This window comes from Gemmatimonadaceae bacterium, assembly GCA_035533015.1.
GTDB lineage: Bacteria > Gemmatimonadota > Gemmatimonadetes > Gemmatimonadales > Gemmatimonadaceae > JAGWRI01.
The window spans coordinates 49,569-73,887 of sequence record DATLUQ010000006.1 but is presented as its reverse complement, the minus strand read 5'-3'; the positions used below and the strand labels follow the sequence as shown (position 1 = coordinate 73,887).

17 protein-coding genes are annotated in these 24,319 nt (G+C 68.2%); 4 read left to right on the top strand and 13 right to left on the bottom strand.

The window, feature by feature from the left end:
- Window positions 1-1,693 (top strand): glycoside hydrolase family 2 TIM barrel-domain containing protein (locus tag VNF92_01120; protein HVA56463.1); only part of this gene is annotated, 1,693 nt, incomplete at its 5' end.
- Between the two features lie 25 nt (window positions 1,694-1,718).
- Here VNF92_01120 and VNF92_01115 read toward each other — a convergent pair.
- The 6 genes from VNF92_01115 to VNF92_01090 all read right to left on the bottom strand — a co-directional run bounded on the left by VNF92_01115 (window position 1,719) and on the right by VNF92_01090 (window position 12,630).
- Window positions 1,719-3,614, bottom strand: coding sequence for a response regulator (locus VNF92_01115; protein HVA56462.1), 1,896 nt, complete (start codon window positions 3,612-3,614; stop codon window positions 1,719-1,721).
- Window positions 3,611-3,982, bottom strand: coding sequence for a response regulator (locus VNF92_01110; GenBank protein HVA56461.1), 372 nt, complete (start codon window positions 3,980-3,982; stop codon window positions 3,611-3,613). The genes VNF92_01115 and VNF92_01110 overlap by 4 nt, the downstream gene beginning before the upstream one ends.
- Before the next feature lie 17 nt (window positions 3,983-3,999).
- The gene (locus tag VNF92_01105; GenBank protein ID HVA56460.1) at window positions 4,000-6,129 is read right to left on the bottom strand and encodes a GAF domain-containing protein; all 2,130 of its coding nucleotides are present in this window, start codon (window positions 6,127-6,129) and stop codon (window positions 4,000-4,002) included.
- Window positions 6,126-9,512: a GAF domain-containing protein gene (locus VNF92_01100; protein HVA56459.1), complete on the bottom strand. Its 3,387-nt coding sequence runs from the start codon at window positions 9,510-9,512 to the stop codon at window positions 6,126-6,128. The genes VNF92_01105 and VNF92_01100 overlap by 4 nt, the downstream gene beginning before the upstream one ends.
- A complete protein-coding gene (locus VNF92_01095) occupies window positions 9,509-12,139 on the bottom strand; it encodes a GAF domain-containing protein (GenBank protein HVA56458.1) in 2,631 nt (876 codons plus the stop codon). Before VNF92_01095 ends, VNF92_01100 begins: the two co-directional genes overlap by 4 nt.
- 107 nt (window positions 12,140-12,246) lie before the next feature.
- Complete coding sequence (locus VNF92_01090) at window positions 12,247-12,630, bottom strand: DUF2784 domain-containing protein (protein HVA56457.1); 384 nt, start codon at window positions 12,628-12,630, stop codon at window positions 12,247-12,249.
- 104 nt (window positions 12,631-12,734) lie between these two features.
- On the opposite strand from VNF92_01090, the gene VNF92_01085 reads away from it, so the two are divergent.
- A complete protein-coding gene (locus tag VNF92_01085; GenBank protein ID HVA56456.1) occupies window positions 12,735-15,881 on the top strand; it encodes a glycosyl hydrolase in 3,147 nt (1,048 codons plus the stop codon).
- A 48-nt stretch (window positions 15,882-15,929) separates the two neighbouring features.
- On the opposite strand, the gene VNF92_01080 is transcribed toward VNF92_01085, so the two are convergent.
- The 4 genes from VNF92_01080 to VNF92_01065 all read right to left on the bottom strand — a co-directional run bounded on the left by VNF92_01080 (window position 15,930) and on the right by VNF92_01065 (window position 19,790).
- A complete protein-coding gene (locus tag VNF92_01080) occupies window positions 15,930-17,729 on the bottom strand; it encodes an amidase family protein (protein ID HVA56455.1) in 1,800 nt (599 codons plus the stop codon).
- 137 nt (window positions 17,730-17,866) lie between these two features.
- Window positions 17,867-18,493, bottom strand: coding sequence for a carbonic anhydrase (locus VNF92_01075; protein HVA56454.1), 627 nt, complete (start codon window positions 18,491-18,493; stop codon window positions 17,867-17,869).
- A gap of 11 nt (window positions 18,494-18,504) precedes the next feature.
- Window positions 18,505-18,912: a hypothetical protein gene (locus VNF92_01070; protein ID HVA56453.1), complete on the bottom strand. Its 408-nt coding sequence runs from the start codon at window positions 18,910-18,912 to the stop codon at window positions 18,505-18,507.
- 230 nt (window positions 18,913-19,142) lie between these two features.
- The gene (locus tag VNF92_01065) at window positions 19,143-19,790 is read right to left on the bottom strand and encodes a GNAT family N-acetyltransferase (GenBank protein ID HVA56452.1); all 648 of its coding nucleotides are present in this window, start codon (window positions 19,788-19,790) and stop codon (window positions 19,143-19,145) included.
- Between the two features lie 229 nt (window positions 19,791-20,019).
- On the opposite strand from VNF92_01065, the gene VNF92_01060 reads away from it, so the two are divergent.
- Window positions 20,020-21,372, top strand: a complete 1,353-nt coding sequence (locus VNF92_01060) for a multicopper oxidase family protein (protein HVA56451.1) — start codon at window positions 20,020-20,022, stop codon at window positions 21,370-21,372.
- Between the two features lie 150 nt (window positions 21,373-21,522).
- The gene (locus VNF92_01055) at window positions 21,523-22,071 is read left to right on the top strand and encodes a hypothetical protein (GenBank protein HVA56450.1); all 549 of its coding nucleotides are present in this window, start codon (window positions 21,523-21,525) and stop codon (window positions 22,069-22,071) included.
- Window positions 22,072-22,167: 96 nt separating this feature from the next.
- Here VNF92_01055 and VNF92_01050 read toward each other — a convergent pair whose 3' ends face one another.
- The 3 genes from VNF92_01050 to VNF92_01040 all read right to left on the bottom strand — a co-directional run bounded on the left by VNF92_01050 (window position 22,168) and on the right by VNF92_01040 (window position 24,315).
- On the bottom strand, window positions 22,168-22,422 hold the full coding sequence (locus VNF92_01050; protein ID HVA56449.1) for a DUF2892 domain-containing protein: 255 nt from the start codon (window positions 22,420-22,422) through the stop codon (window positions 22,168-22,170).
- A 68-nt stretch (window positions 22,423-22,490) separates the two neighbouring features.
- Complete coding sequence (locus VNF92_01045; GenBank protein ID HVA56448.1) at window positions 22,491-22,763, bottom strand: DUF4242 domain-containing protein; 273 nt, start codon at window positions 22,761-22,763, stop codon at window positions 22,491-22,493.
- 121 nt (window positions 22,764-22,884) lie between these two features.
- Window positions 22,885-24,315 (bottom strand): serine hydrolase domain-containing protein, encoded by a 1,431-nt coding sequence (locus tag VNF92_01040; GenBank protein ID HVA56447.1) that lies wholly within the window; start codon window positions 24,313-24,315, stop codon window positions 22,885-22,887.
- Window positions 24,316-24,319 lie beyond the last annotated feature (4 nt).

The window sequence follows — 24,319 nt, the reverse complement described above, 5'->3', positions numbered from 1 at the left end:
CGTCTGGGACCCCACCGACCGCGGCGAGCAGCCCCGCGGCAAGCAGGTGCTCCGTCCGCACAGCATCTGGTACAGCGCCGTCACCGGCATCTGGCAGACGGTGTGGCTCGAGCCGGTGCCCGCCGCGTACATCACGCGCGTGGTGGCCACACCGGACATCGATGACAGCACGGTGACGCTGAACATCGACGTGGCCAACGCCGCGCCCGGCGCCTGGATCGGCACGAATACCGGCTCCGGCCGCGGGGACATCAACGTCGTCATGGGGCGGGTGGGCCAGCCGATCGTCGTGCACATCCCGCATCCGCACCTCTGGTCGCCGTCCGATCCGTTCCTCTACCGCCTGTACATCTCGCTCGCCACCGGCGACACCGTGAGCAGCTACTTCGGCATGCGCAAGATCGCCGTCGGCACCGACTCGGCGGGCTACCGCCGCCTCTTCCTCAACAACAAGCCGCTGTTCGAATACGGACCGCTCGACCAGGGCTGGTGGCCCGACGGGCTCTACACACCACCCACCGAAGCCGCGATGCTCAACGACATCGTCATGACCAAACGGCTCGGCTTCAACATGATCCGCAAGCACGTGAAGGTGGAGCCCGACCGCTGGTACCACCTCGCCGACAGCGTCGGCGTGCTCGTGTGGCAGGACATGCCCAGCGGCGTGAACAGAACGCCCGCCGCCCAGGCCGAGTTCCGGACGGAACTCCGCCGCATGATCGACGCGCTGCGCGATCATCCGTCCATCGTGATGTGGGTGCCGTTCAACGAAGGCTGGGGACAGTTCGACACACGGCGCATCACTGCCTGGATCACGCAGCACGACCCCACCCGCCTGGTGAACAGCGCCACCGGCTGGACCGACCACGGCGTGGGCGATGTCGTGGACATCCACTCGTACCCCGGCCCGGCGATGCCGCCGGTGGAGAAGTTCCGCGCTGCCGTGCTCGGTGAGTTCGGCGGACTCGGCCTCCCCCTCGAAGGGCACACCTGGCTGCCCAGGAACAACTGGGGCTACCGCACGTACGCCGACACCATCCAGCTGCGCGCCGCCTACGGCCAACTGCTCGATCAGCTGCGCCTCCTGGAAGCACAGGGGCTCGCCGCCGCGGTGTACACCCAGACCACCGATGTCGAGGTCGAGGTCAACGGGTTGATGACTTACGACCGCGCGATCGTGAAGCAGGATCCCGCCGCCGCGTCGGCCGAAGCCGCGCGCCTGTTCGCACCGATGCCCACCGTCCGCCCCGTGGTGCCGACGTCGCAGGACGCGCCGCAGTCATGGCGCTACACCACGGGCGAGCCCGCGGCCAACTGGATGGCTTCCGATTTCGACGACGCCGGCTGGTCGCAGGGCGACGCGGGCTTCGGCACCAAGGGCACGCCGGGATCGGTGGTGCGTACCAGCTGGAAGACGGCCGACATCTGGATGCGGCGCACGTTCGACCTCCCGTCGGCCGCGCTCGCCGATCCCTATTGGAACATCGCGCACGACGACGACGCCGACATCTATCTCAACGGCACCCTCGTGGCACAATTCAGTGGGTACACCAGCGGCTACGTCCGCTTGCCGCTCGGCGCGCGGGCGCGCGCCGCGTTGAAGACGGGCCGCAATGTGCTGGCCGTGCACGTGCATCAGACCACGGGCGGTCAGTACGCGGACGTGGGGCTCGACGAGATCATCGAGCACTGACGGTCGCGCGCGCGATCCCCGCCGGCTACCCGATGGACGCGAGCAGCTTGGCCAGTTCGCTCGCGCTCTGCACGCGGTCGGCGGGGTCCTTGGCCAACAGGCGTAGCACGAGCGCCGAGAGCGCCGGCGGAATGGCCGGGTTCAATTTGATCGGCGGCTCGGGCTCTTCGTGCAGCATCTTGGCGATCAGCGACATCAGCGAGCCCGGTGCGTGCGGCAGCCGGCCGGTGAGGCACTCGTAGAGCACGACGCCCGCAGCGTAGAGGTCGCTGCGCGAATCCACTTCCTCGGCCATCAACTGTTCCGGCGCCATATACGCCGGCGTGCCCACCACCAATCCCACCTCGGTTCGCCCGGGCGCGCCCTGGGCGAGCCGCGCGACACCGAAATCCATCACCTTCAGCACGCCGGCGGCGTCGAGCAGGAGGTTCTCCGGTTTGATGTCGCGGTGGATGACCCCTTCGGCATGGGCCACGGCCAGCGAATCGGCGAGCTGCGCGGCGATGGCGAGCGCCGGCGACACCTCCAGATGACCGCGCGTGTCCAGCAGATTGCGCACCGTGATCCCTTCCACGTACTCCATGGTCAGGAAGTACACGCCGGCCCATTCCCCGAAGTCGTGGATGCGCACGACGTTGTGGTGGGTGATTCGGCGGGCGAGGCGGATCTCGTCCTTGAACCGTTCGACGAGTACGGGATCGGCCACCAGTTCCGGTCGCACCGTCTTGATCGCCAATTCCTCGTCGAGTTCGAGATCGCGCACGCGGTATACCGTGCCCATTCCGCCGCGCCCGATCACGGCCAGGACTTCGTAGCGGCCCGCGAATCGCTCGCCGCTCGTCAGATTGTGGCCGTCGGACGTGCCGGCGTCCTCCTTGGAATCACGCCGAGCCATTGCGATCTCCGTCTGGAGATCGTGCAGGCGATCGCGAAGGCGTTCCTCGCGGGCGCGCACTTCCACCGCCATCCCGTCGAACACGCGTGCCAGCCGGCCCAACGCATCATCGCGCTGCGCGATGTCGGCGAGCGTGCCGGGCCGGTAGGTGCCGGCCTCCACAGCGGTGGCCGCGCCGATCACTTCGCTCACCTTGGCCAGATACTCGCGTTCGACGTCGCGCAGCCGCTTCTTTTCCAGCGAGGCGCCGATCCGCGCCCGGAGCAGCACGGGGTCGAACGGCTTGGGAAGATAGTCTTCGGCGCCCGCCTCGACGCACCGCACGATGCTCGCCATGTCGTCGAGCGCCGAGATCATGATCACGGGCAGGTCGCGCGTGGCCGCGTCGCCCTTGAGGCGTTCGAGCACGGCATAGCCGTCCAGTCCCGGCATCAGAACGTCGAGGAGCACGAGGTCGAACGGGGCACCGGCGACCTTCTCGAGGGCCGTCTCGCCATCCACCGCCAACTCGACGGCGTAGCCCTGCCGCTCGAGCCGGCGCCTCAGCACCTCACGGTTCCCCTCATTGTCATCGACCACCAGGATCCGCGCCGGCACCGTGCCGTCGGGCACCGCCTTCGCCCGGTGCTCGGCGGTCGAGGCCGCTGGCTCGGCGCCCACCAGATGCTCGGCGGCCGACAGAATGCGCCGTACGTCTGCCACGAACTGCTCGTCGGTGGCGCCCGACGCGAGCAGCGGCGTCATGGCCTGCACGATCTCGCGTTGCGGACCGCGCAGGGCGTCGTACAGCGCTTTGAGGTCGGCCGGGGCGACGGTCGCGCGCCCCGACGAGAGCGCCTCGTTGATCATCCGCAGCACACGCCGCGCCGCCTGGAGCGTGGCCTCGAGGGCCGCGCGCCGCGACTCGTCCGCGCTGGCCTCGGCGTCCTCGAGGAGCATCTCGGCGTAGCCCACGATGTGATTCACGGGCGTGCGGAGGTTGTGGCGGAGCGAGGCCACCTCGCCCGTCGGGCGCGCTTCGCTCATGCGTGCTCGCCCAGCAAGGCGCGCATCTTGCCCAGCAGCCGCTCGAGGTCCACGGGCTTCGTGTCGTAGTCGTTGCAGCCGGCCGCCATGGCTTTCTCGCGGTCGCCCTGCATGGCGTGCGCCGTGAGGGCGATGATCGGCACGGTCTTGCCGCCGTCGGTAGCGCGGATGCGCCGGGTGGCCTCCCACCCGTCGATCTCGGGCAGGCTCATGTCCATCAGCACCAGGGCGTAACCCCCCGACGAAGCTTTGACGATCCCTTCCGGGCCGTCCATCGCCAAATCGACGGTGTAGCCCTTTCGTTGGAGACGCCGCGAGAGCATGTCGCGATTCATCTCGTTGTCTTCCACGAGCAGGATGTGTGCCATGTGATTGTTCTCCGTCATCACGTGGCCGTCGCGCCCGCGTCGCGCGGGAAGTCGACGGTGAACGTGGAGCCCTGTCCGGGCACGCTGGTCACGTGGATCTCGCCTCCCAACAGCCGGGCGAAGCGGCGCGAGATGGCGAGGCCGAGACCGGTTCCGCCGTATCGACTCGCGATCGACGTGTCCGCCTGGGCAAACGCCTCGAACAGCCGGTTCATCTGGTCCGCGGTCATCCCGATGCCGGTGTCGATGATCGAGACGCTCACGCGGCCGTCCTCGGTGTCGAGGGCGAACGTGATCGTGCCGGCTTCGGTGAATTTCGACGCGTTCGACAGCAGATTCAGCAGAATCTGCCGCACCTTGGTGCGATCGGATCGCATGGCGCCGGCCTCGCCGCGCCGGCGCACCTCGAGACGGTTGCCCTTTCGCGCCACGAGCGGCTGGGCGGTAACGAGCACTTCATCGACCACGGCATCCACCGGAAATTGTTCGAGGTGCACGTCCATCTTGCCGGCCTCGATTTTCGAGAGGTCGAGAATGTCGTTGATGAGCGCCAGCAGGTGCCGTCCCGAGGCGCGGATCTTGTCGAGATCCGTCACCGCCTGCGGCTGCCCGAGTTCCTCCATTTCCTCCTGGAGCATCTCGCTGTACCCGATGATCGCATTGAGCGGGGTGCGGAGTTCGTGACTCATCGAGGCGAGGAACTGGCTCTTCGCGGCGTTGGCCTGCTCGGCCTCGCGTCGCGCGCTGAGCAACTGGGTGATGTCGTGGTACAGCCCCATGAGCCCCACCCGCTCGCCGTCCACGATCACCGGCACGCCGAGGATTTCCACGTCCACCAGCGTGCCGTCGCTCCGCCGCCGGCGCCCGATCCCGCGTACGGGACGGTCGAGCGCCTCCCGGGTGTATCCCACCGCTTCGGAATGGGTGTCCGACGTGGAGATCAGGTCGTCGAGTTGGCGTCCCACCGCCTCGGTTTCCGGGTACCCGAACAACTTCTCGAACGTCGGATTGCAGGCGACGATGGCGTGGTTGGCGTCGAGCGTCACGATGGCCACTGGATTGTTGTGCACCAACGTCTCGAAGTACTGGCGCTGGCGCTGCGCCACGGTGTAGAGCCGCGCGTTCTCGATGGCGATCGCCGCCTGGGGCGCGAACAGGTTCAGCAGCCGCAGGTCCTCGTCCGTGAAGATGCGCGCCGGATCGGCATGGGTCGTCGCGATGGCTCCCACCAGCCGCCGCCCAATGAGGAGCGGCGCGGCCATCACCGAATGCACGAGGATGTCGGCGTACTTGGCCGAATGACCTGCCCACTCGCGATACGAGGGGATGATCAACGGCTGGTGCGTCTCGGCAACCGTGCCCATGGCGCCCTCGCCGAGCTTCAGCCGGGTGCCGATGGAATCCTTGCCGATGTGCTCGCTCGCCACGACTTCCAGTTCCTGGGTCTCCGGGTCGAAGATGGCGACTTCGCCGCCGGTCACGTCCAGCAGCGTGACGGCGCGGGCGAGCACGGCCTGCAGCACGCGCGGCAGCTCGAGTTCGGCCGAAAGATCGGCCATCGTATCGAGCAGGGCCTTGTGTTCGTCGGCGCGCCGTCGCTCGGCGCGGAGCAGGCGCGCCCGGCCAATGGCGATGCTCGCCTGGTCGGCGGCCGCCTGGAGCACCTCGAAATCATCGGCGGTGAACGCGTTCGGTTCACTGCTCTCCACCACGAGCACGCCGATCGTCGCGTCGTCCACGCGGAGCGGCACATCCACCTCCGAGCCGGTGTTCAGGCTCGGCAGGTATTGCGCGTCGTGCGTCACGTCCGGCGTGTAGTGCAGCCGGCCGTCATCGATCGCGCGCTGGCTGAGGCCCGTGCCCCGCTTCACCCGCCAGTGCTCCGGAACGTCCTTCCAGCCGCGGCTCGCTTGCAGGACGCGGTCGCCGCTGCTGGCCTCGAGAATGAACGCACCGAGGAAGTTGAAGCCGAGCGCTTCGTCCTGGAGACCGTTCACCACCGACTGGTAGACCTGCGCCTCGTCGTGCGACGCCGCGATGCCGGTGCTGAGCCGTAACAGGGCCGCCTGGCGTCGCGCGGCGTGGTTGCGAGGGGTTGGGCGCGCAGGCGTGCGCCCCGGCCTGGGGGCCGAGCCTTTTCCGCTCATCGCGTGCCCGCCTTCACGAGCGCCCTGACCTCGGCGAGAAAGTCGCCATTGCCGGCGCCCTTGCGCACGATCTGTTGCACGCCGCCGTTGAGCCGCCGGTGATCGTCGGCCGTCAGTTCCTTGGCCGTGATCACGGCCACCGGAATGCCGCGCCACGCGTCGCGGGCGCGCAACGATTCGAGGAACGTGAACCCGTCCATCTCGGGCATCATCAGATCGAGCAGGATGAGCGACGGCAGTGCTTCGTCCACGCGGGCAAGCGCCACGCGGCCGTTCTCGGCTTCGCGCACGTCGCGGCCCGCCTTGCGAACGGCCCGACGGATCACGGCTCGCGTCGCCGCGTCATCCTCGACGATGAGCACGGACCCGGCGCCGGACGGCAGATAGCGCGCCAGCACCGCCGTCAGCCGCTTGCGATCGATCGGCTTCGTGAGATACTCCGAGGCGCCGAGGGCGAGCCCGAGGTTCCGGTCGTCGAGCATCGTCGTCATCACGACCGGAATGTCCGCCAGCGTGGGATCGTCGCGGAGCGCCGTGAGCACGGCCCATCCATCGATGCCCGGCATGAGGACGTCCAGCGTGATCGCGGCCGGCCGCTCGGCACGCGCCAGCGCGAGTCCCTCCTCCCCACTCGCCGCCGCAACCACGCGCACCCGGTCCTTCACCAGCATCTTTTGCAGGAGGTCGCGCGCAGCCGCGTCGTCGTCGATGACCAGGACGGTTGGCCAGCCCGCCATGTCCGGCCCCTCGCCGGGGCCAGCCGTGGCCGCCTCGGCGGTCCGAACGTCCGCCGGCTCGCCCACCGGCAGTCGAACGGTGAAGGTCGTGCCTTCGCCGGGCACGCTCTCGACGGCCACACGTCCGCCCATCATCTCGCAGAATTTCTTGCTGATCGCGAGCCCGAGCCCCGTGCCGCCGTATTTCGCCGCGGTCGTCACCTCGGCCTGCGCGAAGGCCTGGAACAGGCGTCCGAGTTGCTCCTCCGTCATTCCGATTCCGGTATCGCGCACCGCGAACACCATCTCGCCGCCCACCCGCCGTGCCGACAGGGTGATCGTGCCGTGATCCGTGAACTTGCTGGCGTTCGACAACAGGTTGAGCAACACCTGCCGCACCCGGGTGGCATCGGCGTGCATCTTGCCGAGGGATTCCGCGGCGTCGAGGTCCAGTCGATTCCCATTCTTGGCAACCAGGGGCTGGACGGTGGTCGCCACCGTCTCGAGCAGCGGGCGCACGTCGAACGTCTCGAGGTACAGCTCCATCTTGCCGGCCTCGATCTTGGACAGGTCGAGTACGTCGTTGATCAGCGTCAGCAGGTGGGTTCCGGCCGCGTGAATCTTGGCAAGGTCGGGGATGATGCTCGCGTCGCCCTTCTCGGCGGCGTCCTCCTGCAGCATCTCACTGTACCCGAGAATGGCATTGAGCGGCGTGCGGAGTTCGTGGCTCATCGCTGCCAGAAATTGGCTCTTGGCGGCGTTGGCCGCCTCCGACGCCTGGCGCGCGGCGAGCAGATCGGTGATGTCGTGATAGAGCGCCATGGCTCCCACCTTCCGGCCGTCCACGGCCACGGGGACCCCCAGCACCTCGACGTCCACGAGGCTTCCGTCCTTTCGCCGGCGTCGGCTGATGACCTGTACCGCCGTGCTGCCCAGCGCCTGCTCCGTGTAGGTGACGGCCTCGGAACGGGTGGCCTCGTCGGTGATGAGGTCGTCGATATTGCGACCGGTGACCTCGGATTCGGTGTAGCCGTACAATCGCTCGAAGGCGGGGTTGCAGGACACGACGTTGTGCTCGACGTCGAGCGTCACGATCGCCACGGGGCTGTTCGATACGAGTTCCTTGAAGTACTGGCGCTGTTGCCGCGACTCGGTGAACAGGCGTGCGTTCTCGATCGCGATCGCCGCCTCCGGCGCGAACAGCTCGAGCAGGCGCAGGTCATCGGGGCCGAACGCGCGGGCCGGGTCGGAGTGCACCGAGGCGATGACCCCCATCAACCGCTGCCCGATGATGAGCGGGGCGGCCATCACCGACTGGACGGTACTCTGCTCGTACTGCTCGGAGCGCTTGGCCCACTCCTGGTAGTGCGGGATGATCATCGCGCGGTGCGTCTCGGCCACCTGGCCCATTGCCCCTTCGCCCAGCGCCATGCGGCTTCCCACGGCGTTCGTGCCCATGTTGTGGCTCGCCACGATCACCAGATCGCCCCGCGATTCGTCGTACGTGGCCAGTTCGCCGCCGGTCACGTCGAGCAGGGTGACGGCGCGAGCGAGCACGCGCTCCAGCACCTTCGACAGCTCCAGCTCGCCGGCCAGATCCTTCATCGTGTCGAGCAGCGCCTGCTGCTCCTCGCCGCGGCGTCGCTCGCTGGCAAAGAGGCGGGCGTTGGCGATGGCAATCGCGGCCTGCGGCCCGAACAGTTCGAGCAGCCGCAGGTCATGATCCTTGAACTGGCGGGCGACCTCCCGGTCCATGACGGCAATCGCGCCCACCAGCTCTCCCGCCATGAGCAGCGGCGCGACCATCACCGCGTGGAAATCCACCTGCGCGTACTGGGCCGATCGGCCCGTCCATTCCTGGTACGACGGGATGATCAGCGGTTCCCGCGTCAGCGCCACCTGGCCCATCGCTCCCTCGCCGAGCTGCAGTCGCGTGCCGGAGGTGTCCTGCTTGCCGACGTTGAAGCTCGCGACGATCTCCAGCTCGCGCCGTCGCGCGTCATAGATGGCCAGCTCGCCGTGGCTCACGCGCAGCAGTTGCACGGCGCGCTCGAGCACCGCCTGCAAGAGGTCCGAGAGGTCGAGGTTCGCCGCGAGGTCGGCCATCGTGGCCCGGAGCGCCGCCTGTTCGTCCGCGCGCTGCCGCTCGGCGGTCAGAAGGCGCGCCCGTCCGATGGCGATGCCCGCCTGGTTGGCGGCAGCTCGCAGGATGTCGAAATCATCGGGCTGAAACGCATGCGGCCGGTTGCTCTCCACCACGAGCACCCCGACCAGTGCCTGGTTCACGCGAATCGGGACGTCGACCTCGGACCCCTCGTTGCGCGTCGGGAGGTAGTGGGTATCGTCCGTCACCTGCGGCGTGTAGTGCAACCGGCCGTCCATCAGCGGGCGCTCGGACAGTCCCTGTCCAGGGCGGACGCGGAGTCCTTCAGGCGCCTCGCGCCAGCCGCGGCTCGCCGTGAGCACGCGGTCGCCGCTCTCGGCATCCACCAGGAGCACGGCCACGAAGTCGTACCCCAACGCCGCGTCGTGCAGGCCTCGCGCCACCGCCTGGCAGATCGCCTGCTCCGTTTCCGCCTCGGCGATCCCCGTGGACAGGCGGAGGAGCGCCGCTTGCCGACGCGACGGCTCGTCGGGCACCACGACGTCCGGCGGCACGAATGTCACGATGCCCGCCCCACCGCACGCCCCGCGATGAGCGCGCGCATCTCGGCCACGAGCACGGCCCGGTTCGTCTCCGGGACCGCGATGCGCCACCCCTGCTGGCGCAGCGACGCTTCCGCCTCCGCCGCGCTGCCCCGATCGCGCGTGAGCGCTTCGACGAGGCGGGCCCGCTCCACCGGCTTGGTCAGATAGTCCGCGGCACCCAGTGCGAAGCCGAGTTGACTGTCCTCGAGCACCGTGACCATCACCACCGGGATTTCGGTCAGGTCAGGATCGCTCTTGAGCGCGGTGAGCACGGCCCATCCGTCCATTCCGGGCATCATCACGTCGAGCGTGATCGCCGCCGGCCGCTTCGACCGCGCCATGGCCAGCCCTGTCTTGCCGTCCGCCGCCGTGACGACGCGGAACCCGTCCCTGGCCAGCATCTTCTGAAGGAGTCCGCGCGCCGCCGGGTCGTCGTCGATCACGAGTACCGTCGGCCCGTCCGTTCCCTCCACCGCCGTCACCATCTCAACCACCGCCGCCGGCCCGCCCACCGGCAGTCGCACGGTGAAGGTCGTGCCTTCGCCTGGCACGCTCTCGACGGCCACACGGCCGCCCATCATCTCGCAGAATTTCTTGCTGATCGCCAGTCCCAGCCCCGTGCCCCCATACTTCGCCGCCGTCGAGGCCTCGGCCTGCGCAAACGCCTGGAACAGCCGCCCCAACTGCTCCTCCGTCATTCCGATTCCCGTATCGCCCACCGCGAACAGCATCTCGTCGCCGGCCCGCCGGGCCGACAGGGTGATCGTGCCGTGGTCGGTGAACTTGGCCGCGTTCGACAGGAAGTTGAGCAGGATCTGGCGCACGCGCAGGCCGTCGCCGTCCATCTCGCCCACGTCATCGCCGATCTCCACCACCAGCCGATTCCCGTTGCGGTCGATGAGCGGCGCCACCGTCGACGCCACCGTCACGACCAGCGGCCGCACCGCGAAGGTCTCGGTGGTCAATTCCATCTTGCCGGCCTCGATCTTGGACAGGTCGAGCACGTCGTTGATCAGCGTCAGCAGATGCCGACCGGCCGCGTTGATCTTCTCGAGGTCGGGGATGAGTCCGGCCTGGCCTGCGTCGGCCGCGTCCTCCTGCAGCATCTCACTGTATCCGAGAATCGCGTTGAGCGGCGTGCGCAGTTCGTGGCTCATCGAGGCCAGGAACTGGCTCTTGGCCGCGTTGGCCGATTCCGCTTCCCGGCGCGCCGCGAGCAGTTCCGTGATGTCGTGATACAGGCCCATCATCCCCACGCGCTCGCCGTTCACCACCACGGGCACCGCCAGCACCTCGACGTCCACCACCGATCCGTCCTTCCGGCGGCGCCGGCCGACGCCGCGCACCGTCGTGCCGACCGCCTGCTTGGTGTAGCCCACGGCCTCCGAACGCGATTCCGCGGTGGTGATCAGTTCGTCGAGGTTGCGGCCCACCAGTTCCGGTTCGGCGTACCCGTACAGGGATTCGAACGCGGGGTTGCACGAGACCACCCGGTGCTCGGGGTCCAGCGTGACGATCGCCACGGGGCTGTTCCGCACGAGTTCCTGGAAGTACTGCCGTTCGCGCTGCGCGTCGGCAAACAACCGCGCCTTCTCGATGGCCACCGCGGCGTGCGGGCCGAACATGTTGAGCAGCCGCAAGTCGTCGGCGCCGAACGCGCGGGTGGGATCGGTGGTCCAGATGTTGAATGCGCCCACCAGACGGCCGCCCATCATCAGCGGCGCGGCGAGCGCCGCGTGGGCGTCGATCCCGGAGTACTTCGTCGAACGGCCGGCCCACTGGGTGTAGTCGGCAATGATCAGCGGTTCGCCGGTCTCCGCGGCGCGCCCCATCGCCCCCTCGCCGGGCTTGAGCCGCATGCCGATGGTCGGCGGGTCCACGTGGAAGTTCGCGGCGACCACGAGCTCCCGCTTCACGGGGTCGAACTCGGCGAGTTCTCCGGCCGATGCGCCCAGCAGGCCCACCGCGCGCTCGAGCACCGATTGCAGCAGCTTCGACAGCTCCAGTTCGCCGGACAGATCCGCCATCGTCTCCAGGAGCGCGCGCTGCTCCTCGCCGCGCCGCCGCTCGATCGCCAACAGCCGCCGCTGCTCGTGCGCCAACCGCGCCCGCGCGATCGCGATGCCGGCCTGGTTGGTGGCCGCGCCCAGGATCTCGAGATCGTCGTGGTCGAACGCGTTGGGCGTCTCGGACTCCACCACGAGCACGCCGATCGCCTTGCCGTCGATGAGCAGCGGGACGTCCACCTCGCAGCCCGTGCTGAGTCCGGGGATGTACGCGGGCTCCAGGGCGACGTCGGGGGTGTAGTGCAGGCGGCCGGTGGCGATCGCCCGATAGCTCAGCCCCTCGCCCGCGGGGATCATCATGTCGGGTGGGATGTCGGACCATCCGACGCTGGCGCGCATGCGCCGGCCGCCCGTCGCCTCGTCCACGAGGAAGATGCCCACGAACTGATAGCCCAGCGAGTCGTCCCGCAGCCCGTGCACCACGCGCGCGCAGACCTCGTCCTCGTCCGCCGCCTCCGCGATGCCCGTGCTCAGACGCAGCAGTGCGGCCTGGCGTCGAGCGAGCGCATCCCGTGTACCGTGCGAGGGCGAACTGGACAAAGGGCGGATCCCGGCGTCGGGGGTGTTCGGGGGGAGTGGGGGTACAACATGCACCCCATGCGCCGGGGAGGCAATTGCCGAGATTCACCCAGGAGCGCGCCCGGCGCTCAGCGCCGGCCGGCTGGCGTCGAGCGCCGCCAGCGCCTGATCACGTCGAGGTAGATCGCCACATTGAGCACGAGGACGAACGTGCCCAGGATCACCTGCACGTGATGGGTGAGCCCGTGAGGGTAGAGGATGGGGATGAGATAGTGCTCCACGAATCCGCCCGCGTAGCCCACTTCCCGGCCGCGCTCGCGTAACGACACTTCGAGCGGCGTAAGCGGACAGATCACCCCGCTGTACTCGACGAATGCGCCCCACACCACGGCGGGCACGTGGACCCACGCGGCGCGCGGCCAGCGGAGGCACAGCAGGCCACCCAGCACCACGAACGCCACGAATCCGAAGTGCACCGCCACGATCGCATCGGCCGCCCACCGGTAGCCCATTGGTCAATAATGGTGTGGTGGTGCTAGTATGTCAGTGGGTCCCCCAACCCTCGCTACCCACGTCCGCCGAAGAACGCTGGCCGTTGCTTCCGAGGAGCATGCGCATGACACGCCTCACCATCGCGCTCACCAAGACCCGCTCGCTGTTCACCGCCGCCCTGACCGCCGCCATCATCATGGCGCCGGGAAGGGCCGCCGCTCAGACGGCCGTCGCCGGCCCGCCGCTCAGCGCCCTGCGCTGGCGCAGCGTGGGCCCGTACGTCGGCGGCCGCGTCGTGACCGTGAGCGGGGACCCGGGAAATCCCAATCTTTTCTATATGGGCGCCGTGGACGGCGGCATCTGGAAGAGCACGGACTACGGCATCCGATGGACCAACGTCTCCGACAGCACCTTGCCGGGCACGAGCAACAGCATCGGCGCGATCGCCGTGGCGCCGTCCAACCCGCGCGTCCTCTACGCCGGCACCGGCGAGAGCGACATTCGCGGCGACATGATCTCGGGCGACGGGGTCTTCCGATCGGCGGATGGCGGCAAGACGTGGGCGCGCGCCGGCCTCGAGGACACGCACACGATCAGTAATCTCGTCATCGATCCCAAGAACCCGGACGTCGTGTACGCCTCGTCCATGGGGCACGTGTTCACACCGGACCAGTACCGGGGCGTGTTCAAGACCACCAACGGCGGTCGCACCTGGACGCGCGTGCTGTTCGTCAACGACAGCACCGGCGCGATCAACCTGGTCATGGACCCGCAGCACCCGAACGTGCTGTATGCTGCCATGTGGCAGGCCTACCGGAAGCCCTGGACGCTGGTGAGCGGAGGCGCGGGGAGCGGGATCTACAAGACCACCGATGGCGGCGCGCACTGGACCAACATCTCCCGCCATCCGGGCCTGCCGCACGAGATGCTCGGCAAGATCGGCATCACCGTGGCGGCGAGCGATCCCGACGTGGTCTACACCATCATCCAGGCCAAGAACGGCGGCGTGTTCCGCTCCGGCGACGGCGGCGCCACCTGGAAGCGCGTGAACGCGGAATGGAAACTCCGGCAACGCGCGTTCTACTACATGGCGATCTTCGCCGATCCGACGAATCCCAACACGGTGTACATGCCCGAAGTGGACGGCCTGTTCGTGTCCCACGACGGCGCCAAGACGTTCACGCCGCTCCACCCGCCGCACGGGGACAATCACGTGGTCTGGATCAATCCCCACGATCCGAAGATCCTGCTCGAGGGCAATGACGGGGGCGCCACGGTCTCCACCGACGGCGGCAAGACCTGGAGCACCGAACACAACCAGCCCACGGGGCAGTTCTACCACGTGAATCTGGACGACCAGTTCCCGTTCCACATGTACGGCGCGCAACAGGACGAGGGCTCGGTGGGCGGACCAAGCGCGACGAGCCAGCAGAGCGTGCCATTGAGCGCCTGGACGTCCACGGCATACGGCGAGAGCACGCCGTCGGTGCCCCAACCGGGCCAGCCCAATCTCACGTACGGCGCCGGCTACTTCAGCATCTTCCTCAGGCGCGATCAGTCCACGGAAGAGTACCAGAGCGTCAGCCCCTGGCCGAACTATCAGGAAGGCGCGTCGTCGGCCGAACTCAAGTACCGCTTCGCCTGGACGCACCCGATCCTCTTCTCACCGGCCGATCCGAACGAACTCCTGATCGGTTCGCAGTACGTGATGAAGAGCGACGACCACGGACAGACCTGGCAGACGATCAGCCCGGACCTCACGCGCAACGACCCGGCCACCGAAGTCCCGAGCGGCGGCCCGATCGACCTCGATCAGTCGAGCGCCGAGGTCTATCCCTACGTGTCGGCCATCGCGGTCTCCCCGATGGACGGCCAAGAGATCTGGGCCGGCTCGTCCGACGGGCTCGTGCACGTGACCACCGACGGCGGCGCGCACTGGCAGGCCGTGACCCCGCCGGGGTTGCCCACCTGGTCGGACGTCAGCTCCATCGAGCCGTCGCACGTGGACCGCGGAACCGCCTATCTCACGGTTGAACGCTACATGTGGGATGACTTCACCCCCTACGTGTTCAAGACCACGGACCTGGGCCAGCACTGGACGCCGATCACCCAGGGCGTGTCGCACGACGATTACGTGTTCGCGGTCCGGCAGGACCCGAACGATGCCGATCTGCTGTTCCTCGCGACCAAGCGCACCGTGTACGTGACGCTCGACGGCGGGACGCGGTGGCAGCCGCTGTCGCTCAACCTTCCTCCCGTGCAGGTGCGCGACGTGGCCATCAACACCCGCCAGGGCGACGTGGTGATCGCCACGCACGGGCGCGCGTTCTGGATACTGGACAACCTCGCGCTGCTCGAGCAGATGACCAGACGCTCGGCGCCGCCCGCCGACAGCGCGGCGCTGTTCACGCCGCAGCAGGCGTGGCTGACGCACGCCTACGGATCCGGCGGCGGACGCGGTGGAGGCGACGCCGGAGAGAATCCGCCGTTCGGTGCCACGGTGTTCTTCCAGGTTCCGTCCAACTACGATGGCAAGACGCCCGTGACCCTGTCGTTCACCGACGCTCAGGGCCGGATGATCCGGCAGTTCGATCTCCACCCGAAAGCGAAGGTCACGCCCACGGCCGCGCAGTTGGAACAGGAGAGTCCCCCGCAGCGGAAGCTCGCGGCGGAGCAACGGCTCACGGGCATCGCGCCCGGCATGAACCGCTTCCAGTGGGATCTGCGCTACCCCGACGCCACCGAGGTCACCGGATTCGAGCCGCCGATCGCTGCCGGCGGACTGCCCGACGAGGTGGACGGGCCGATGGTCACCCCCGGGAGCTACCGGGTGGTGTTGCGCTACGGCGGGCACGAGATGACGCAGACGTTCGACGTGGCGCTCGATCCCAGAATTCACACCGGTCAGGAAGCACTCGAGAGCCGGCTGGCCCTCCAGCTCAAGATCCACGGCGCGCTGGATTCGCTCGATCGGACCATCAATCGCGCGATCGAGGTGCGCGATCGGCTCGCGGCCGGCGGCCGGCCGGCCGCGGTACTGGACACCGCCATCAAGGGCCTCGTGCAGCTCGACCTGCATTCCAGCGAGGGGAGTCTGCTGCACGAGACCAAGCTGCGCAGCCACCTGGCCTATCTCGCGGCCGACATCGATCTGGCCTACGCCGCACCGACCCCCGCCCAGTTCTCGGTATTCGAGGACCTGGACCAGCAGGCCAGAGCCGGCGAGGAGCGCCTGCGCGCGGCCATCCGGCAGTCCGGGGGCATCCAATGACGGCCGCTCCCTGAATCGGCCAGCGGCGGACCGCCGGGGAACCGAAGGTCAGAACCCCGGCGGCCGCTCGCCCGCCACGTTGGCCTTGCGCTCGAGGGCCAATCCCGCGCGCGCGACCGTGCCCTCGTCGAACAACCGGCCCACGAGCGTCACGCCGTGCGGCACGCGCCGCGGGGGCGAGAATTTCGGCAGTGGGTGCGCCGGATCGGGCGCCCAGTCGCTGCGCGCCTCCGAGACCTGCACGAACCCGGTGCGCAGCGTGAGCGACGGGTGCCCGGTGTTGTTCGAGACCACGAGCATCTCGTCGCGCAGCGATGGCACGAGCAACAGGTCCACCTGGGCCATCACGCGCGCCATCTCGTCGGCCACTTTGCGCCGCAGGCGATCGCCCTGCACGAAGTCCACCGCCGAGAGAAAGCGCGCCTCGCGGAACACATTGGGCCAGGCGTCGGGCACCTGCATCTTCATCTGGTCGGCCTGTCCGCTCAGCGTCAGCTCCTCGAACGCCGCCGCGGCCTCGGCGAACAGCATGACATTCAGAGAGTCGTATGGCCAGTCGGGGATCGCGACCGGGGTGGCCACCATGCCGAGTTCGCCCACGAGGTCCAGCGCGGCCCGGTCCACGTCGGTGGCCGGTGCTTCCTTCATCCACGCCGGGAAGTAGCCCACGCGCAGCCCCTTCACCGGCGCGCTCGCGTCGTAATCCAGACGGCTGGGCAGGCTGGCCACGTCGCCGGCATCCGGCCCCGAGATCGCCCGCAGCACGAGCATCGTGTCCTCCACCGAGCGGGCCATCGGGCCCAGCTTGTCGAGCGTCCAGCAGAGCGTCATCGCGCCGGTGCGCGGCACCCGACCGTACGTGGGGCGGAGCCCCGTCACCCCGCACCGCATGCTCGGACTGATGATGCTGCCCTGCGTCTCGCTGCCGATCGCGAAGCCCACCAGGCCGGCCGCGGTCGCGGCGCCGGGCCCGGCGCTCGATCCCGAAGCGCCCTCCTGCAGCAGCCACGGATTCATGGTCTGGCCGCCGAACCAGATGTCGTTGAGCGCCAGCGCGCCCATGCTGAGCTTGGCGACCAGCACGGCGCCCGCGTCGTCCAGCCGCTTCACGACGGCGGAGTCGGCCGTGGGCACCCGATTGCGGAACGGCTCGGCGCCGTACGTCGTGGCGATGCCCGCGGTGTCGAGCAGGTCCTTCACGCCGAACGGGATGCCATGCAGCGGCCCGCGGTACTTGCCGGCGGCGATCTCCCGGTCGGCCTGCTTCGCCTGCGCCAGCGCGTGCTCGTCGGTGAGCGTGATGATGCAGTTGATCTTCGGATTGAGCCGCTTGATGCGGTCCAGGTAGATGCGCGTGAGGCGCTCGGAGGTGAGTTTCCGCGTCTCGATCCACCGGGAGAGCCTGGTGACCGGTGCGAACGCGATATCCTCGTCGTTCGAGGGTAGCGGCCCCGGATCGCCGGCACTGCGCGCGAATCGGTCGCGCGCGGGGCCCGGCGTCTGGCCCGGCAAAATGGGATTCCAGACCGTGGCCGGTGCGAGTTCCGGTTCGAGGGCGATCTTCCGCGGACCGGTGCGGCGTTCGAGCACACCGGCCATCGAGGTGCGCCAGCTCTTCGCCGCCATCGTGCGCTGCGCATCGGTCAACTGCACCTGCACGAGCTTCTCCGCCTCGGCGAACGTGGCAGGCGACACTTCGGGCCCCGCGGCGGGCGCCGTGTTGAACGCCGGGGGCGCACCCGGCGTCGTGGTCTGCGTGCCGGGCTTCGGTTCGTCGCCGCGACACGCGGCGAGCACGCCGAGCAGACCGATGGGAGCCTGGATCAGAAACTGGCGGCGGGTATTCATGGCGCTTCCGGGTGAGGGCGGAACAGCCGGTGCGGGTCGGGGCTGAATGTACGGCGGCTCGGGCCACCCCGGCCAGCGCCGCGAGTTGGCGCACGGTGTTCCCGTTGCGCCCCGTCCCGCCAGAGCCGAGCGCGCCGTCAGTCCAGGTTCACGCCATCGAAGAACTCGACCACGCCGGTTTCCAGCGAATACTCGGCGCCCACCACGCGGAGGCGGTCGTCCTGAATCAACTGTTCGAGCACCTCGGACCCGTAGCGCAGGTGGCTGGCCGCCAGGCTCACGTTGGCGCGCACCGCGTGACGCACCAGCGCCTCCATGTCGTGGCGCAGTTCGGTGCGCAGCAACCCCTCCACCGACGGACGCACCCGATCGACGATCGAGCGCAGATGCCGCGACTGGGTCTCGGCGGGCCGCTGCAACTCTTCGATCGTCGCCAGCACCGCGCCGCACTGCGAATGGCCGAGCACCACCACCAGCGGTGTGCCGAACCGCGAAGCCGCGAACTCCACGCTCCCGATCTGCGACGGCGCCACGATGTTGCCGGCCACGCGGATCACGAACAGGTCGCCCAATCCCTGATCGAACACGATCTCGGCGGGCACGCGCGCGTCCGAGCATCCGAGGACGATGGCGAACGGCTGCTGCTCCATGGCCAGTTCGAAGGGCCGCGAGTCCTGAAGCGCGGGCTGGTGCGTCCCGATGCGGGACACGAATCGGCGGTTGCCCTCCTGCAGTCGGGCGAGGGCTTCTCGGGCAGATATCATGCGAGCGCCGGTCAGCCGGCGGCGAGCGGTGTCTCTCGCTGCCGGAGCCGCGCGGCGAGCGTCTGCACGCGCTCGTTCAGGTTGGGATGGGCCACGAGGTCGAAGCGGTCGAGCACGAGGGGCGACGAGATCTCGCGATCGTGGGCGAGGTCGTCGGCCACCTGTTCGGCCAGCCCCGGCCAGGCATCGAGCGCGATCGGGCCGCGCGGCCACCCGTTGTTGCGGGCGTCGATCCAGCCGTCCCAGAAGGCGAGCGCGATGTGCAGCCGGCCCAACTCCGGCGCGTTGCCGGTGGGGAACTGGTGCTCCAAGCGATCGAAGCGCCGCCCGATCTCGTCGTAGCGGCCCGCGGCGTGCGCCTTGGCGTCCGCTCGCAGGAATTCGATCAGCGTGTCGCGAGCCACGGTATAGGTGAGCATGGGTCCAAGTTAGCACAAGTCCCCGGCCACCGGTCAGGGTCGCCTGAAGGATGGCCGATCGGCACGGCCCCCCCGCCGTCGCCGCGAATCCCGGAAAGGGATATGGTCTTCCCGGTCACGCCACGCCGAGGTCGTTATGCGCCGTGCCATGTTCCTCGCTTCACTCGCTCTCGTTGCGCAGGCCGCGACCGCAGCACCACGGAAGCCCGCACCGACACGAGCGAGTGGCGTCACAGCGCTCGTTCCATGAGGACGGTCGCATCCGGGCCGACGATCGACGAGAAGACTCGTCGTCCGCGGAAGCGAAAGTCCTGGTAGCGGGTGGCGAGAACCTCACGAAAGCCCAGCTTGCGGAATACGTGCTGGGACGTCGTTCCGGTCGCTTCGGTGACTGCAACGCGATAGCCGCGCGCCCTCGCGTTCGCGAGGCACCGGGTGACGAGTTGCTGCGCGATCCCTTGCCCGGCGTAGTCCTGCGCCACGCCAACCATGAAGAGATGCGCGTACGCTCCAGGAAGAATGTCTCGCGATGCTCGGTACCGTTCATCGAGACCATCGAGCAGCGCCCTGATCGGGGCGAAGCGCGGAGACACGTCGTCCAGGCCCGCGGGCGGAGGCGTGCCGAAGTCCTCACCGAGGAGTGCCCCCGCGAGCGTGCCTGTGGACGCGACTCGCGCGACCAGACTGAGCCGCTCGCCGACCGCTTTGTCACCGAACGTCCTCACGACCCCCTCGATCTCGAGCGCCGACAGGCCAACAGCAACCGCCGGCGGCTCATGACCGCTGAACGCCTCGGCGAGAAGGCCGGCCATCGCGCCGAGTTCACGGGCTTCGAGAATCGCGTATTCGATTCCGGCAATACGGTCACCGGTGGTCATGAATGCACCCTGGAGGGCTGGCGCCGCCGCGAAACGTGGCCCCGTCGGCCGAGCAGCGCCAGAACCAGGCCGCCCTGAGCATGCCCGCCGCCCTCGCCATGGAATGCACGGCGGCCCAGGCACCCGGGGACAGGGCCCGCGTCCGCCCTTGTGCCCGCGACCGTTCCGTTGAATGTTCTCCCACCCCCAATCCCTGGCGTCAAAGTTGCGCCTGGCAAAACTCACATCGTTGTCCGCGTTGGTTGCCTCGTCGGCGGCGTTCGTCGTCGCGTCCGGTCACGCCCGCCCCACGGCGCGCGTCGTCGAGCTGACGCTGACGGCCGCACCCTCACGGCTGTCGCTGGTGCCCGGCGAGTCCACTGACGTCTTCGCCTACAACGGCCAGGTGCCCGGTCCCACGCTGGAGTTTCGCGAAGGCGACCACGTGGTGATCCACTTTCACAACGACCTTCCCGAAGCGACCACCATCCACTGGCACGGGTTACACATTCCGGCCGCCATGGATGGAAGTCCGCTCGAACCCGTCAAACCGGGTGGGACGTTCGACTACATCTTCGATGTCCTCCCAGGCTCGGCGGGCACGTATTGGTATCACCCGCATCCGGACCGTGACGCCGGATATCAGGTGGCCAAGGGGCTGTACGGCGCGATCATCATTCGCGCCGCCGGCGATCCGCTCGCCGCGATCCCCGAGAAGCTCCTCGTGCTCTCGGACAACCGGTTCCTACCCGGCGGCAACCTCGACCTTCCACCGCCTGATTCGCCGCAGGGGGAGATCGACGAGGAGAACGGGCGCGAAGGGCCTGTCCTCTTCGTCAACGGCCAGATCATGCCGACGATCTCGATTCGGAGCGGCGAGGTCCAGCGGTGGCGAGTCGTCAACGCGTCGGCCGCGCGCGAATATCGCCTCGCGCTCACCGGTCACGAGTTTCTGCAGGTGGGCACCGACGGCGGCCTGTTCGAGCGCCCCGTCCCGGTCAGCGAAATGATGTTGGCGCCGGGCGAGCGTGTCGAACTCCTGGTGCGTGCCACGGGAGCTCCAGGCAGCCGCGCCGTGCTGCGCACCATGCCCTACGATCGCTACGTACCGCAGACGCGGCCCGCGGACTGGAACGTTCCGCGCGATCTGCTCACGCTGCAATACACCGGTGAGGCGCCGGTCGAGCCGGTCGTGCTGCCCACCCGCCTGCGCGCCATTCCGGCACTCGACACGACGAAAGTCACGGTCAGACGCGTCATCGTACTCAGTCAGGGACTCATCAACGGCAGAATGATGGACATGCACCGAGTGGACGAGCACGCACGGCTCGGGGCCACCGAGATCTGGCAGATCGAGAACGTGGTAGGGATGGACCACCCCTTCCACCTGCACGGTTTCCAGTTCCAGGTGCTCGATCGGAATGGGGTCCCCGAACCGTTCCGCGCCTGGAAGGACATGGTCAACGTGCCGAAACACGAAAGGGTGCGGATCATCGTGCGCTTCGATGACTACCCGGGCAAATGGATGTACCACTGCCACATCCTCACCCATGAGGACCATGGCATGATGGGGATTCTCGCGGTCACACCCACAGGGAGGTAGCGCATGAGATACTTTGGACGCGCCACATCACGATTGGCGGGACTCTTGGGGTCGGTACTCATTCTCGTCATTGTGATCGCCGCTTGGACCCGCTCACCCGCCGGCTTACCTCACGCCCACGACACCGCCTGGGCTCCGCCCAGAGGAAACGTGCTCCGCGGCCGGGCGCTGGCCATCCAGCACGACTGCGGCGGCTGTCATGGCGGCTTCGGCAATCCGGCCGCGCGCGGCTGGCTCGCCGGCGTGACGAGCCCAGACATGGAGTTCAAGATAGGCCCCTGTTACGTGACGCCTGGCGCCCAGCCCTGCTTCACTACGCGGCCGCGCAATCTCACGCCGGACGACGCCACGGGCCTGGGTCGCTTCACGGAGCGCCAGATCTTCAACGCCTTGCGTTTCGGCCTGCGGCCTGAAGACACGCCGGACGTCGAAATCACATCGACGATACCGGGCAAGGGCAACTTCCCGGAACATCCGCATTATCTCGCCCCGCCCATGCCCTGGACCACTTGGCGCTATATACCCGAACAGGATCTGTGGGACATCGTGGCGTATCTCAAACGCGGCCTCAAGCCGGTGGTCAACAAGGTGGCCGACAGCGAAGGTCCGCCGGATTTCTGGGCGAGTGAGTACGCCGATCCGAAGTACGGGGCCGACCGGGTGGCGCCGTTCCCGACGGCCAACGAACGAAAGCCCTGAGCATCGTCGCGCGACCTGCGCGTTCCCTGGTCACCGCCACGTCGCATGCGCGAACACGGCCCCGAGCATCTCGGGGCCGTGTTCGCACCGCCGGGACTACGGCTTGCGCTTCGGGATGCGGGCGCCGCTGAGGGGGCCGCCCAGCAGAGCGCTGATATAGCACCAGTTGAAGAGCCCGGCCGACAGCGGAACGAGTCCGATCACCATGAAGACCGTCCCGGCCTGGGTGCCGCGCTGCATGTACCCCCAGTAGATCAGGGCGACACCCACGACCAGGCGCAGGATGCGACCTGCGGAGCTGTTGATGAACTGAGCGAACCCTGATTGGCCGAACGACTCTGCGACACTCATGGTCGTCTCCTCGGCCATTGTCTGGCCGTGGCGGGGGGACGGATGGCCATTGGGCACCACCCGGCATGCTACTCCGCTGTGGTCGGATTGATGATCGTCTTGATCTCCGACACCTTGTCGGCGGGGAACCCCCCGAGGCGGGCATGCTCCCGCACCATCTGCTCGTTGGGCGCGCGGTAGATGCAGAGGATCTGGTCCGCGGTGACGTAGCTGTGCACCCACTGGATCTTGGTACCGAGCTGGTCCAGCACGCCGCACGACTTCTGCGAGATGGCCTTGAGTTCGGCGGGCGTGAGCTTGCCGGCACCGGGGATGTTGCGCTCGATCACATACTGCGGCATGGGACGGCCTCCTGGGGGAAGAGGTTGGAACGACTACAGTACCCTTGGCCGCCCCCCACCGCCAGACCCCGCCCCTGCCTTCCGGAAGCGGCCCGGTTCCCCCCCTCTCGACAGCACGCGTTCACCCCGCCGGTTCCACCAGGAACTGCTCGAACTTCCCGTCGCCCGTCGTGTAGGTCGAGATCATGACCTTGGCGCCGCCGGCGAACTCCACCGCGAACGCGCGATACGTCATCCCGCCACGGAGCGACATCGACGTCTGCCGCAGCGTCTTGATCGCGCCCAATGGCGACAGGCTCGAGGCGTAGTCGTCGATCGCGGTGCTGTCGAAATAGAAGTTGGCGTTGGCCGTGAACAGCGCGCGGTCGATCGTACCCTTCTGCAGCCCGGCAAGCACCTGGCGGGCCAGGGCTTCGGCCTTCGCGGTCTCGTCGGACGCCGGCGCCGGGCCGAGCAGCAGCGCCGAGATCGCGCGGCCGATCGCGCCGGCGGCGGGGCTCGCCTCCTGATTGGTCAGCACGGCCACCGCGGTCTTGTCGTCGGGAAACACGGTGTTCGACGCCACGAAGCCGCCCACCTCACCGCCGTGCGTCACCATGCGGTGCCCGTCGAGGACCCCGACGCTCAGACCGAGCCCATACGCGATCTCCTGACCATTCTTCAGTCTGGTGCGGGTCTCCATGGCAGCATACGAGGCAGGCGCCAGCAGCGATTGGTTCATCAACGAGATGTCCCACTGCAGGAGGTCGCCCACCGGCATCGCCATCTCCCCGTCGGCGAAATACCAGCCCGGCGCTTCCATCAGGGCCGGCCGGAGTGGACCGAGCGCGTGGCGGAAGTACCCGGTTGGCTCGAGCTGATCGCGCTGCGTATCGAGATCGATCGTATGGGTCAACCCCAGCGGATCGAGCACCCGTGACTTGAGGAAGCTCCAGAACGGCTGGCCGCTCGCCTTCTCGACGATCAGCCCGATGATATTGAAATTCGTATTGCTGTACTGGTACTGCGTGCCGGGCGCGAAGTCGAGCGGCTTGGTGGCCCATTCGTGCACAATGGCTTCGGCCGTCGTCGGCTTCGTCCACGCCGGAATGGTGTAGTCCTGCGGGGCGTAATCCTCGTAACCCGACGTATGCGATAACAGATTGCGTATGGTCACGTCGCTGGCGCGGGTCAGCTCCGGAAAGTACTTCGCGACGGGATCGTCCAGCGTCAGCCTGCCCTCCTGGGCAAGCAGCAGCACGGCGGCCGTCGTGAACTGCTTGCTGATCGATCCGATGGCGTAGTGCATGTCGGGTGAAGCGGGCAGCGGGGGCGACAACCGGGCGTGGCCGAACGCGGCCACGTACACGATTCGCCCGTTCTGCACGATCCCCACCTCGGCGCTCGGCACCTGGGTCCTGCCGATCACATCGGCGACGGTGGCCCGGACTCTGGCCGAGAGATCGGCGGGCAGCCTGTCGATGCCCTGCGCCTCGCCGCGCGCCGAAACGAGTGTGACGAACGCGGCGGCGATCCACGCGGAACGCGCGAGTGGTCTGAACGAACGAAGCATGAAG